This window comes from Nocardia sp. NPDC049526 (genome assembly GCF_044465765.1).
Taxonomy (GTDB): domain Bacteria; phylum Actinomycetota; class Actinomycetes; order Mycobacteriales; family Mycobacteriaceae; genus Nocardia.
Genome location: NZ_JBITMA010000001.1, coordinates 935765 through 948561 on the forward strand (window position 1 = coordinate 935765; position 12797 = coordinate 948561).

Below are 12797 nucleotides of genomic sequence, written 5' to 3' on the forward strand. Positions count from 1 at the left end.
AACCCCTATTCAGTTGCCAAGGACATCGCGGCAATGGCCCGCGTGACCCGATCGAGAACGACATCGAGCGATTCGCCGATGTGGGTGTGCAGTAGCCGATACGCCAGCGGAAGGTCTTGTGCCAGAACGGCGTCCAGAATTCCCAAATGCTCGGCTATGGTGGTCTCGATCCGGTTGTTGACCATGAAGTCGTACATCCGCACATGCCGTATCCGCGAATTCACCGCCTTCAGCGAGCGCACCAGTTCGGCATTGCCAGCCGCCGTCAACAGCGTGACGTGGAACTCCTCGTCGCGCACCACGAAACCGGGCTCCTGCTCGGGCGGATCCGCACGCAGGGCCAGCCAGGCCTCGCGCTCGGCCGCCAATAGCGCATAGTCGTGCACGACCGCCGGATTATCGATGGCGCGTTGAATTCCGCCGAGCTCCAAGGTGATTCGCAGCTCGTACAGGTCCCGGATCAAGGGAATGCTGGGCCGCACCGGAGTGAAGCCGTATTCCTCCCGCTGCAACAGTCCGTCCGAGCACAGCATGGTCAGCGCCTCCCGGACCGGCGTCCGCGAGATACCGAACCGGGTCGACAGCTTGGGCTCCGTCAGGCGCTCACCGAACCGGATATCCCCGTTCATCAACTCGCCGCGCAAAGTCGTATAAACAACGTCCCGCAGCGGCCGTCCCGCCGCATCCGCCAGTGTGGCCACCCGTGTCGACATGGGTGTATACGCTATGGACCTCGCGTTTCGTCGAGATGACCGCACGTTAGCAAGCGGTAAGAGTCTGCTCACCGCCCAATATGGGACATCTGAGGACATATCGGAACGGCCGAGCGTCCATTCGGTCCGTTCTCGGCGCGCCTCCTTCCGGAAATTCTCACCGGCGGTGCACAGTGAGGTGGAGCAGACAGCAACACCTGGCAACGCCACCGCGCTATCGCACGACACATCGCCGCAGCAGGCTGGAGATCAGCCCCGGCGCCGGGTCGATGCCGTACTTCAGGCACACCGCCCGTCTACCGCCGCCGGTCGGTGGCGATCCGCCCCCGGCGCCGGGTGCACCTACGAGAAGTCTCGGGAGGTAACGATGGATGCGTTCGTGATCGTTGGCTTGCTCGCCTTGGTGTGCGGGCTACTAGCGGTCATCGCCTGCGCGGTGTGGTGGCCGACCCCGGACCGCCGGGCCAACCAGCGAAAACAGCTCCGCCCCCGACCTGTGCGGGCCGGGGGCGGAGCCATTCGTCTCAACCACGAGTCGGGGTGACAGGATTTGAACCTGCGACCTCTTCGTCCCGAACGAAGCGCGCTACCAAGCTGCGCCACACCCCGTGAAGCGAACCTGGAGTAGCTTACAACAGCTCACGTCCAGACGTTAAACCCGCAGGTCAATCAGCCTTGGTGGGGGCGAATGCTGGTGAAGATGCGCATCGCGGTGGCCGCGTCGACGGCATTGGGGACGCCGGTGTCGGCAGCGATCACCATGACGAAATTGCCGCTATCGGTGGGGGTGGCGAAGGTATAGACCGAGTACTCGGTTGCGCAGCCCGGATTGACCTTGGTCGCAGTGCCCTTGGTCTCCACGAACATGCCCTGCTGGGAACCGTCGAGCGAGCGGAGCGGCTGTGCGGCGCCCGGGGTACCGCCCGGTGAGTTGGTGTAGGCGATCTTGGCGGTCCTGGTGCCGAGTTCGGTTGCGGCGGTTGCCGAATCGGTGTCCTTGGAGCCGGTCAGGAAGGCCACGGTGCGGGTCGAGCCGGGGCAGTAGCTCTTCCCGTCGGTGGCCAGCCCCTTGCCGGTGACAGCGTCCGGCGGATCGCCGAAGCCGCCGACCTTGCCGTCGGGGGCGACCGTCCAGTCGGCGGGTACGTCATAGGCGGCCCCGAGGTCCGAGGCCACCACTACCTGGTAACCGGGTACGACGGGGGTCTCGTTATTGGCGGGGGCGTGCTTGGTGGTGGTCGGCTGGGTCGACGTATGTGAACCCGTGGGGGTGAGTGCGCTCACCATCGACGGGACCGGATTCTGCGCCGTGGTGTCGTCGGATCCATGGTTGGCCGTGACGATCGCCGCCGTCGCCCCGCCCGCGACCACGAGCGTCGCGACCGCGGCGGCGATCCATGCGGTGCGGCGCCCGCGGCCCGGTCGGTTCGCGCTCGACGCGGCGGCCAAGTCCGCGGCGAATCGGTCACTGAAGAACGCATTGGAGCCACCGCCCGGGCCATGGGGCGCTTGCATACCGCCATACGGTCCGGATGGTGTTGCGCCGGGCTGGAATTGCGTCGCCGGGCCCGGCTGCCATGCCGGAGCGGGTTGCGGCGCCCACTGCAGGGTCGGATCGAATTGACCAGGGGCGCTTGCCGTTTGCTGCCACGGCACGGCCGGGGCGGGTGCGCCGCCGCCGTTCCACGGTGCGGCCGTGGGTTCGGGGCCGAACGGCGACAGTGCGGCCGGATCGAGCTGGACCGGCGCACCGAATGTGCCGTGCGCCGCGTCGGCCCCCGACTGCGCCCCGGATCCGGGCTGTCCCAGCGCAGGGCCGAACTGCTCTGCGCCATAAGGCTGTTGCTGATAAGGCGTACCGGGTTCGCGCCGGTCGTCGAGATCACTCACGACTCCGCCTCGCAGGCGCTCGGCTCCGTCGTGCGCGTTTGCCCGCTGTATCGATGGTTCACTCGCTCCGCTCGCTCACGCTGTCCCATGCCTGACGTCAGTCTCGGCAAAGGACCTTAGCGGAACTCAGCGGGCGATGGCCTCCGAGGGGGAAACGCCCTGTCCGCTAGCGGCATTGGGACGTTTCGGCGGCGCGGCGACCAGCGTCAGCAGCGTCGCCTCGGGACGGCAGCAGAAGCGGTACGGCGCCCACGGCGAGGTGCCCAGACCCGCGGAGACGTGCAGTTGGGTATGCGCGCCCCACTTGGACGAGCCCTTCACCCGCGAGCGATCGATACCGCAGTTGGTGACCAGCGCACCGTATCCGGGCAGGCACAGTTGGCCGCCGTGCGTATGTCCGGCCATGACCAGGTCGTAGCCGTCCTCGGCGAAGCGATCCAGCACCCGGGGTTCGGGGGAGTGGGTCAGGCCGATGCTCAGCACGGCGAGCGGATTGGGCGCACCGGCGACGGTGTCGTACCGGTCACGCTGCAGATGCGGATCGTCGACGCCCGCGCTCGCGATTCGGATGCCCGCGACCTCGACATCACGGCGGACATGAGTCAGATCGAGCCAGCCGCGCTCGGTGAATGCCGCGCGCAGGTCCTTCCACGGCAGCGGCGCGCCGTACACCCTACGGTGATCCTTCTTGAAGTATTTCGCCGGATTCTTCGGGACCGGCGCGAAATAGTCATTGCTGCCGAAAACGAAAAGGCCCGGGCGGGAAAGCAATCCGCCGAGGGCCTGAACCACCGCGGGTACCGACTTCTGGTGCGAGAGATTGTCGCCGGTATTGACGACCAGATCCGGCTCCAGCCGATCCAGCTCCCGCAGCCACTGCTGCTTGAGCTTCTGACCAGGCATCATGTGCAGATCGCTGATGTGCAGCACCCGTAGTGACGACGAGCCCGGCTCTAGCACTGGCATCGTGGCCTCGCGCAGTACGAAGGCATTTCGTTCGATCAGCGAGGCGTAGCCGATACCGGCCACCGCGGCCCCGGCGGCTCCCAACGCGGTTCGTCGGATGGCGGAGGTCGAGATTACGGGCATTTGCCCAGCATAGGTGACCCCGGTGCGGAACGCCGAGTGTGTTTCCGCACAAGCGGTCGGTTGGTCGTTTCGAGCGACCCTGCAAGCAGTCGCTACGGCGAGTGTGGTGAATCCGGATCGGGCACCAAATGTAGTGGGCCGGGAAGGGGGAAACGGCTACCGTGTGGCACATGTCGGAACTCAAATCGCAGCTGCGTGCGGATATGACCGCCGCGATGAAAGCCAAGGACACGCTGCGCCTCGCCACCCTCAGGATGCTGCTCGCCGCCATCCAGACCGCGGAGGTCGCGGGCTCGCAGGCACGTGAGCTCTCCGACGCCGAGGTCATCGCCGTACTGCAGAAAGAGGCGAAGAAGCGCAGCGAGTCGGCCGAGGTCTACGCCCAGGCCGGGCGTGGCGAACTGGCCGCCAACGAACACGCCGAGGCGCGCATCATCGATGAATATCTGCCGACGCAGCTGACCGACGCCGAGGTCGCCGACGTCGCCGATACCGCGATCGCGCAGGTCGCCCAGGAACTCGGCGAGCGCCCGGGCATGCGGCAGATGGGCCAGGTCATGAAGGCCGCCACCGCGATCGCCGCGGGTAAGGCCGACGGCTCCCGCATCTCCGCCGCCGTGAAGTCGCGTCTGTAGCCGTACAGAAGAAAGCCGCCGATCCGGGATCCAGGTCGGCGGCTTTCGTATTTATGAAGCGCTATCGGGGGGCCGGGAATCCGGGAATGCTCGGGAATCCCGGAATGCCTGGAATGCCCGGAATCGGCAGACCAGGCGCAGGCGCCGGTCCAGGTGCCGGCGCGGGGGCGCGTTCCGTCCCGTCGCTGATATAGATCGTGATCACCGACCCGGGAATCGCCGACCCATTCGGCGCTGTCCCCATCACTGTCCCCTTCGGCGGCGCACCGGTGCCGTTCACCGGCGAGACCTGGAAGCCCGCGGCGACCAGTGCGGCAGTCGCCTGACCCTGGGTCATGCCCGCGACATCGGGGACCTGGGCCTGGTTGGACCCGCGCACATACTTGTCGTCCAGCGGTGGCAGTGCGGGCGGCGGGAAGTTCCCGATCACCGGCTTGACCGCGTTGAACCAGGTACGAGCGGGTTCATTACCACCGAAGAGATTGCCATCGCCGCAGCCGCGCAGCGGGAACGAGCAGATCTCACCGGGTGTCGGGCTGTCGCCATAGATGTAGGCCGCGGCCGCAAGCGAGTTGGTGAAGCCGAGGAACGCCGAGGAGCGGTGGCTCTCGGTGGTTCCCGTCTTGGCCGACAGCGGCTGGTTCCAGCCGGTGGCCTGTGCAGCGCCGGCCGCCGTACCGCTGACGTCGTCCTTGCTCAGCGCGTTGGCCAGGGTGTTCGCCAGTCCGGGATCGACGACCTGCTCGCACGCCTGCTGGGTGAGCGGCACCGTCTTGCCGGAGCGGTCGATCACCTCCTTGATCGGCGAGGGCGGGCACCACCGGCCGCCGGAGCCCAGGGTGGCGGCCACATTCGACAGCTCCAGCGGGTTGATCGCGACCGGGCCCAGGGTGAACGAGCCGAGGTTCTGTTCCTTGATCATGTCCGCCAGGCTCTGGTTGCCGTGGCCCGAGCTGCCCGCCTCGGTGTAGGAGCGCATGCCGAGGCGCACCGCCATATCGACGGTCGGGGTGACCCCGACGGCCTGGATCAGCTTGACGAACGCGGTATTCGGCGAGGTGGCCAGCGCCTCGGTCACCGACATCGGCGACTTGTAGTTACCCGCGTTCTGCACGCAGTAGGTGGCGGGCGGGCAGCCGCGCGCACCACCGTTACCCATGCCCTTCGCCTCGAACCGGCCCGGCACATCGAGCTGGGCGTTGATACCGAGGCCCTTTTCCATGGCCGCGGCCGTGGTGAAGATCTTGAAAATCGAGCCCGCGCCGTCACCCACCATCGAATACGGCTGCGGCTGCACCGTTTCGTTGGCTTCGCGGTTCAGGCCGTAGGTGCGACTGCTGGCCATGGCCAGCAACGGATGCGAATCCTGTCCCGGCCCGACCACCGACATCACCTGGGCGATGTCGTCGAGGTTCGGGTTCGCGGCCTCGGTGACCGAGCGTTTCACCGAATCCTGCAGAGCCGGATCGAGCGTGGTCTTGATCGTGTAGCCACCGGTATTGATCTGCTCGCGGCTGATACCGGCATTGGCCAGGTACTGCAGCGCGTAGTCGCAGAAGAAGCCGCGATCGTTGGCGGCGATGCAGCCGCGCGGCAGGCCCTTGGGCTCGGGGAGCACGCCGAGCGGTTCGGACTTGGCCTTGCGGAATTCGTCGGCGCGGCTGGGGATGTTCTGGATCAGCGTGTCCAACACGGTATTGCGCCGCTGCAGCACACCCTCGGGATTGGTGTAGGGATTCAGCTTCGAGCTGGACTGCACCATGCCCGCGAGCATCGCCGACTGCGGCACATTCAGATTCGCGGCGTCGACGCCGAAGTAGGTCTGCGCCGCGTCCTGGATGCCGTAGGAGGAGTTACCGAACGGGACGAGATTCAGGTATCGGGTGAGGATCTCGTCCTTGGTCAGCTCCCGGTCCAGGGTGAGCGCCATCCGGATCTCGCGCAGTTTGCGCGCGGGAGTGGTCTCGATTGCGGCCCGGCGCTCGGCGTCGGTCTTGGCGACGACGAGTAGCTGGAAGTTCTTCACATATTGCTGATCGAGGGTGGACGCACCCTGTTGAACCTCGCCGCTGCTCGTATTGGTGACGAACGCGCGCATGGTGCCGGTCCAGTCCACCCCCGCGTGCTCGGCGAAGCGCCGATCCTCGATGGAGACGATCGCCAACTTCATATTGTTGGAGATCTTGTCGCTGGGGACCTCGAAGCGGCGCTGCTCGTACAACCAGGCGATGGGCGTTCCGTTCGCGTCGACCATGGTCGAGACGGCGGGGACGGTGCCCTCCACCAGCTCTGCGGACACATTGTCGACGGCGTCGGCGGCGCGGTTGGAGACGAACCCGAAACCGCCTGCGAGAGGGAACAACAACCCGGCGACGAGCACGGCGGCCAGCGCGCAGCTGCCGGCCAGCCTCGCGAGCGTATGTGTGATCGGCACGGACCCAGAGTACGGGGTGCCGATCTGGCGCTCTCGGGTGTGTTTGCGAGTGGCTCGGATCCTGGAGTTCTCGAGCGAGCGCAGCGAGTGAGCAATAGACACAGCCCCGCACGGGGCCGGCGGAGCCGAGCGCCGGCGAGGCGCAGCCTGCCCCGATTGGGCGTGTCGCGGGATGGATTCCGGCGTGTCGCGGAGGGGCGGGCCGCAGGTGGAGTCGACCGCCCGGTTCTGGATCACGGTTGCAGGGACGGACGTACCAAAAAGTCTCGGGACGGTCTTGCGCAGAAGCCATACCTTTACCTAGATTGAGAACCCAGTGTGATAGAGCTAACACTCAAAGTGGAATGTGGTGCAGTTCGCAGCGGGGTTTGGGTTGCTGCGACACTGACACGCGATTCTGGAGCGCCGTTGACCCGGTGTTCGGACTGCAAAGGGGCACACCAAATGCACATGACAACCCCCATCGCTCGATTGGACGTAGAGCAGGCCGAAGCAAGGATCGCCTGGGTAGCCCAGGCCCGATGCAAGGAAGTAGACCCTGATCAACTGTTCGTCCGCGGCGCGGCGCAGCGCAAGGCGGCGACGATCTGCAGGCATTGCCCGGTGCTGATGCAGTGTGGGGCCGATGCACTCGACAATCGAGTCGAATTCGGCGTGTGGGGTGGAATGACCGAACGGCAGCGTCGTGCGCTGCTCAAGCAGCACCCGGAGGTGACGTCCTGGGCCGACTTTTTCCAAGCCCAGCGTCAGCATCAAATTGCAATCTAACCCTGGGACTGAAGCCGAGCCCGCGATTGCGGGCTCGGCTTCGTTAATGGCTCTATATCAAACCGACATCAGAATGACACAGTCGCTCAGTCGATTTCGCCGCCGATCACGCCTCAGGCGGTCACCTCGACCGGGTGCGCATCGGTGAGTTGCGCCGCGACGGCACGCAGTGCCTCCAGATCGGAGACCTCGAAGGGCAGTGCGGTCACCGAGGTGATCGGCACCCGCGGATGCGCACCGGTGAACCGGTGCAGCAGATGCTGTTCACGCTTGGCGGTGGCGACCCGCTGGGCGTGGACACGCAGCACCGCGGCGGTCAGCGGATCGGATTCGGCCAGCTGATCGGCGGCGGTCAGCGCATGATCCGCGGACAGTGAGCTGAGCACCGGGTGCGTCCGGTTCAAGATCAGTCCGGCCAGCGGCATGCGTTCGGTCGAGAGGCGGTCGACGAAGAACGACGCCTCGCGCAGCGCATCCGGCTCGGCGGCCGCGACCACCAGGAAATGCGTTCCCGGCTTCGAGAGCATCGCGTACGTGCGATCCGCGCGATCCTGAAAACCACCGAACAGCGAGTCCAGCGACTGCAGGAAATTCGAAGCGTCCTTGAGCATCTGGCCGCCGACAATGGTCGACACACCGCGCACGGCCAGGCTCATCGCACCGGTCACCAATCGGGTGACACCGCGACCGGGAGCCATGATGACCCGGATCATCCTGCCGTTCAAGAAGTTTCCGAGCCGCTTCGGCGCATCGAGGAAGTCGAGGGCATTGCGGGACGGGGGAGTGTCGACCACGATCAGGTCCCACTCCTTGTGCCCGGCCAACTGACCGAGCTTCTCCATCGCCATGTACTCCTGCGTACCGCCGAAGGAGGAGGCGACCGTCTGATAGAAGGGGTTGGCGAAAATCTGTTCCGCCTTCTCCGGGCTGGTGTGCTCGAGCACCATATCGTCGAAGGTGCGCCGCATATTGAGCATCATCGCGTGCAATTCGCCCTTGGCCTCCGGACCGAGCGCCACCCGCTGCGGGGTGTTGTCCAGATCGGCGACCCCTAGTGACTGGGCCAGCCGACGTGCCGGGTCGATGGTGAGCACCACGACCTTGCGCCCCTGCTCGGCCGCGCGCAATCCGATGGCAGCCGCGGTGGTCGTCTTGCCGACGCCGCCGGAGCCGCAGCAGACCACCACCCGCGCGGTGGGATCGGCGATGATGCTCGAAACATCCAGTGGCGTGGCCACATTCGGATTACTCATCGGACCCCCTGCTTGCTCAGATGTTCGGCAAGTTCATAGATGCCACCGAGATCCATGCCGTCGGCGAGCGCGGGCAGATACATCCGCGATACATCCACCTTCGCGAGTTCGGCGGCGCTTTCGTCCTGTGCCCGCAAAGTGGCCGAATGCTCGACGGTTTCGGTGATCAGGCCCTGGAAGTCCTGGTCCGACAAAGAAATTCCGGTCTCGGTGAGTCCGGCGCGAATGGCGTCGCGGTCGATATCGCCCAGTGCGGCTTTATTACGCACGTCGGCCGGCAGTTGGCCCTTTGTCGCCCGGTTCACGATGACGGTGCCGATCCGCAGGTCATTGGCGGTGAGTTCGGCGACGGCGTCGGCGGTTTCCTGCACCGGGAGCGCCTCGAGCAGGGTGACCAGGTGGATCATCGTCTGATCGGAGTGCAACAGCCTGGAGACGCCCTCGGCCTGCGAGGCGATCGGGCCGCCCTTGGCCACCTCGACCATGGCCTGTGTGACATCGAGGAAGCTGGCGATCCGTCCGGTCGGCGGTGCGTCGACGACGATTTCGTCGAATACGGGCTTGCCCTGCTTATCCACCCGGACCGCGCATTCCTTGATCTTGCCGGTCAGGATGACATCGCGCAGACCGGGCGCAATCGTGGTGACGAATTCGATGGCGCCGACCCGGCGCATCGCCCGCCCGGCGAAGCCCAAGTTGTAGAACATATCCAGGTATTCGAGGAAGGCGTGCTCGATATCGAGTGCGAGCGCGACTACTTCACCGCCGCCGTCCGCGGTGGCGATCCTGGTTTCGGTGGGCGGCAGCGGCGGCAGATCGAACAGTTGGGCAATGGATTGTCTGCTCTCCACCTCGACCAACAGCACCCGCCGTCCGCCCGCGGCCAGCGCGAGTGCCAGTGCGGCGGCGACCGTCGACTTGCCGGTTCCCCCTTTGCCGGAGACATAGTGCAGGCGGGCCTTATCCGCGCGCTCCGGCCAACCCGTTTCCGGCCCCGGCTCCGCCGAAATAGGCACTGCTGTTGGTACTCCCACGATCGCGAGCCTATAACCCGTTCTGACATCGCGTCCCAGCGATATGGTCAGCGCCTCATTTTTCAGGGATTCTGCCTCAGACAGTTGGAGCCGAGTCGCCGCAAGGCGAGGTACCGCTCTATCGACCACAACGGAGCGAGTCTTACGAGCGACCCGTTCGCGGCCCGTGTCGCGTCCGAGTCGTCGAAGCGCATGCGCCGTAGGCGCCAGTCTCGACGGCGCCGCTAGCGACTGCTTGCAGGTCGCTCGAAAGGGTCAACCGCGAGACAGAAGGGGGCCGCGAACACGCAGCGCCGAAGGCGCTGCCAAAGTTACTGCCATGAGTGATTCGAAGGTGTGGGAATACGCCACCGTTCCGCTGCTGACACATGCGACCAAGCAGATCTTGGACCAGTGGGGCGCCGACGGCTGGGAACTGGTGACCGTGCTGCCCGGCCCGACCGGTGAACAGCACGTCGCCTACCTCAAGCGGCCCAAGTAACCGAAGGGACTTGCACTTATGACCCAGTGGGAGAAGAACCTCGCCCAGCTCGGCCTGACCCTGCCGCCGGTCGTGGCACCGGTCGCCGCTTACATTCCGGCGATCCGCACCGGTTCGCTGGTCTACACCTCCGGTCAGCTGCCGTTCGTGGACGGCCAGCTGTCGGCGACCGGCAAGGTCGGCGCGGAGGTCTCGCTCGATCAGGCCAAGGAGGCGGCCAAGTTCTGCGCGCTGAACGCGATCGCCGCGGTGCACGATCTGGTCGGGCTCGACGCGGTGGTGCGCATTGTGAAGGTCGTCGGATTCGTCGCCTCCGCACCGGGATTCACCGATCAGCCGCAGGTCGTCAATGGCGCCTCGGAACTGCTCGGTGCGGTCTTCGGTGATGCGGGCGTGCACGCGCGCTCCGCGGTCGGGGTCGCCGAACTGCCCCGCAACACCCCCGTCGAAGTCGAACTGATCGCCGAAGTGCGCTAGACAGGTTCGATGACGCTCACCCATCCCGCATACGGCCGGCTGCGGCAGGTCACGCCGACCGCGGCGGTCGTGCTCGCGGACAATCCCGGCCAGATGACGCTGGAGGGCACCAATACCTGGCTGCTGCGCGCGCCGGGACAATCGGAATACGTCGTCGTCGATCCGGGTCCGAAGGATAAGGCGCACAGCGAGACGCTCGCCCGCGTCACCGACGGCAATATCGCGCTCACCCTGATCACGCACCGGCATCACGATCACACCGGTGGGATCGACCGGCTGGTCGAGTTGACGGGTACGCCGGTGCGGGCCAGGACCGCCGAATTCCTGCGCGGTTCGGATGCGCCGCTGGTCGACGGCGAGGTGATCGAGGCTGCCGGGCTGCGGATCACCGTCCTCGACACCCCCGGCCACACCAAGGATTCGGTGAGTTTCGTGCTCGACGATGCGGTGTTGACCGGTGACACCATCCTCGGCTTCGGCACCACCGTGCTCGATTCCACCGACGGCGCCCTCGCCGATTACCTGGCATCGCTGGACAAGCTGGTCGAGGCGGGTGCGGGACGCGCGCTATTGCCTGCACATGGCCCGGATCATCCCGATCTGGAACCGATCGCGCGGTACTACATCACGCATCGGCAGGAGCGGCTCGATCAGGTACGGGAGGCATTGCGAGTGCTCGGGCCGAATGCGGGTGCGATGTCGGTCGTGCGCAAGGTCTACGCCGATGTCGACAAACGGCTGTGGCCGGCGGCACGGAGCTCGGTGCAAGCGCAGTTGGAGTACTTGCGCACCGAGCAGAACTAGAAACACCGAAGCACGCTGAGTTCATTCGGTAGCTGAACTCAGCGTGCTTTTGCGTTCATATGCCGCGGCGGCCACCCGCCGCGACGCGTCTTCGTAGCGATCGGGTGTCCGGTCGCCGAAGGGATTCGAGCGTCAGCGCGCGCGGCGGGCCAGGCGCTCGGAGTCGGAGATCAGCACGCTCTTGCCCTCCAGCCGTAGCCAGCCGCGGTGTGCGAAGTCGGCCAGAGCCTTGTTCACGGTCTCGCGGGAGGCGCCGACCAGCTGCGCGATCTCTTCCTGGGTGAGGTCGTGGGTGACCCGCAGCGCACCGGCCTCCTGGGTGCCGAACCGCTGCGCGAGCTGCAGCAACGCCTTGGCGACCCGGCCGGGTACGTCGGTGAAGATCAGGTCGGCCAGGTTGTTGTTGGTGCGGCGCAAACGACGGGCGAGAACGCGCAACAGCTGCTCGGCGATCTCGGGCCGCTGGTCGATCCAGGACTTGAGTGCGTCACGGTCCATGGTGACCGCACGGACCTCGGTCACGGTGGTAGCGGTCGAGGTACGCGGACCCGGGTCGAAGATCGACAGCTCACCGAACATGTCCGACGGACCCATGATGGTCAGCAGGTTTTCTCTGCCGTCCGGGGAACGCCGTCCGATCTTCACCTTGCCGGATGTGATGATGTACAACCGGTCGCCGGGCTCGCCCTCGTTGAAGATGACATGGCCGCGCGGAAAATCCACGGGCTGCAGTTGTTTGGCGAGAGCCGCCACCGCGGTGGGCTCTACGCCTTGGAAGATGCCTGCTCTGGCGAGGGCCTCGTCCACGAATGTGCTCCTTATGGGAAATGGCTCTGTCCTGGACCGAAGCGATTCGGCCAACAGCGCAGTCTACGCGGCATTACAGCAGCGTAGTGACAGACACCACGTAACGAGTGGATTGCGCGGCGTGCCAGGTACCGGTTGGTAGGGGATTCAGCTGGCGCGTGCGACGTCCAGCTCTTCGCCACGGGACCGACGCCTGCGCATCCGTGCCACCGCGGCGGGCAGTCCGAGCTTCGTCAGCTCCTTCACTTCGGCGTTGCTTGCCTTGTCCAGGTACTGCTGAACCTCTTCGTCGGGTTCGAGAAGTTTGCGGAGCCGATTCTCGACCCGCTCCATGCCCAGTGCAAACAGCATCAGCACCACTGGGAAGAGCACCACAGCGAGTCCTTGCATGACGAGCAGTAAACACGGTCTA

The 12797-nt window shown here is 65.8% G+C and carries 13 protein-coding genes and 1 tRNA gene; 5 read left to right on the forward strand and 9 right to left on the reverse strand.

Annotated features, from left to right (window positions below):
* Positions 1-5 precede the first annotated feature (5 nt).
* From ACIBW7_RS04090 to ACIBW7_RS04105, 4 genes are all read right to left on the reverse strand, one after another.
* On the reverse strand, positions 6-713 hold the full coding sequence (locus ACIBW7_RS04090; protein WP_397043822.1) for a GntR family transcriptional regulator: 708 nt from the start codon (positions 711-713) through the stop codon (positions 6-8).
* A gap of 535 nt (positions 714-1248) precedes the next feature.
* Positions 1249-1322, reverse strand: a tRNA-Pro gene (locus tag ACIBW7_RS04095).
* Between the two features lie 60 nt (positions 1323-1382).
* Positions 1383-2603: a hypothetical protein gene (locus ACIBW7_RS04100; RefSeq protein WP_397043824.1), complete on the reverse strand. Its 1221-nt coding sequence runs from the start codon at positions 2601-2603 to the stop codon at positions 1383-1385.
* A 126-nt stretch (positions 2604-2729) separates the two neighbouring features.
* Positions 2730-3692 (reverse strand): metallophosphoesterase, encoded by a 963-nt coding sequence (locus ACIBW7_RS04105; RefSeq protein WP_397043825.1) that lies wholly within the window; start codon positions 3690-3692, stop codon positions 2730-2732.
* 170 nt (positions 3693-3862) lie between these two features.
* Here ACIBW7_RS04105 and ACIBW7_RS04110 point away from each other — a divergent pair, with 170 nt between their 5' ends.
* Positions 3863-4327 carry a GatB/YqeY domain-containing protein gene (locus tag ACIBW7_RS04110; RefSeq protein WP_063046865.1) on the forward strand — a complete coding sequence of 155 codons (465 nt, stop codon included), beginning with the start codon at positions 3863-3865 and terminating at the stop codon, positions 4325-4327.
* A gap of 61 nt (positions 4328-4388) precedes the next feature.
* Here the strand turns inward: ACIBW7_RS04110 and ACIBW7_RS04115 are convergent, their stop codons facing one another.
* Positions 4389-6761 carry a penicillin-binding protein gene (locus ACIBW7_RS04115; protein ID WP_397043828.1) on the reverse strand — a complete coding sequence of 791 codons (2373 nt, stop codon included), beginning with the start codon at positions 6759-6761 and terminating at the stop codon, positions 4389-4391.
* Positions 6762-7205: 444 nt separating this feature from the next.
* Here ACIBW7_RS04115 and ACIBW7_RS04120 point away from each other — a divergent pair, with 444 nt between their 5' ends.
* A complete protein-coding gene (locus ACIBW7_RS04120) occupies positions 7206-7529 on the forward strand; it encodes a WhiB family transcriptional regulator (protein ID WP_040686051.1) in 324 nt (107 codons plus the stop codon).
* 113 nt (positions 7530-7642) lie between these two features.
* Here the strand turns inward: ACIBW7_RS04120 and ACIBW7_RS04125 are convergent, their stop codons facing one another.
* Complete coding sequence (locus ACIBW7_RS04125; protein ID WP_397043830.1) at positions 7643-8782, reverse strand: ArsA family ATPase; 1140 nt, start codon at positions 8780-8782, stop codon at positions 7643-7645.
* The gene (locus ACIBW7_RS04130) at positions 8779-9798 is read right to left on the reverse strand and encodes an ArsA-related P-loop ATPase (protein WP_397044202.1); all 1020 of its coding nucleotides are present in this window, start codon (positions 9796-9798) and stop codon (positions 8779-8781) included. Before ACIBW7_RS04130 ends, ACIBW7_RS04125 begins: the two co-directional genes overlap by 4 nt.
* A gap of 337 nt (positions 9799-10135) precedes the next feature.
* Here ACIBW7_RS04130 and ACIBW7_RS04135 point away from each other — a divergent pair, with 337 nt between their 5' ends.
* The 3 genes from ACIBW7_RS04135 to ACIBW7_RS04145 are packed head-to-tail and all read left to right on the forward strand — an operon-like array spanning position 10136 to position 11578.
* Positions 10136-10297, forward strand: a complete 162-nt coding sequence (locus ACIBW7_RS04135; protein ID WP_085998464.1) for a DUF4177 domain-containing protein — start codon at positions 10136-10138, stop codon at positions 10295-10297.
* 18 nt (positions 10298-10315) lie between these two features.
* Positions 10316-10774 (forward strand): RidA family protein, encoded by a 459-nt coding sequence (locus ACIBW7_RS04140; RefSeq protein ID WP_397043832.1) that lies wholly within the window; start codon positions 10316-10318, stop codon positions 10772-10774.
* A gap of 9 nt (positions 10775-10783) precedes the next feature.
* Positions 10784-11578, forward strand: a complete 795-nt coding sequence (locus ACIBW7_RS04145) for an MBL fold metallo-hydrolase (RefSeq protein ID WP_397043834.1) — start codon at positions 10784-10786, stop codon at positions 11576-11578.
* Between the two features lie 132 nt (positions 11579-11710).
* Here ACIBW7_RS04145 and ACIBW7_RS04150 read toward each other — a convergent pair whose 3' ends face one another.
* Both ACIBW7_RS04150 and ACIBW7_RS04155 read right to left on the reverse strand, forming a co-directional pair.
* Complete coding sequence (locus ACIBW7_RS04150; protein ID WP_011206875.1) at positions 11711-12385, reverse strand: Crp/Fnr family transcriptional regulator; 675 nt, start codon at positions 12383-12385, stop codon at positions 11711-11713.
* A gap of 147 nt (positions 12386-12532) precedes the next feature.
* Entirely contained in the window at positions 12533-12775 is a 243-nt protein-coding gene (locus tag ACIBW7_RS04155; RefSeq protein WP_040686056.1) for a hypothetical protein, read from the reverse strand.
* Between the last annotated feature and the right edge of the window lie 22 nt (positions 12776-12797).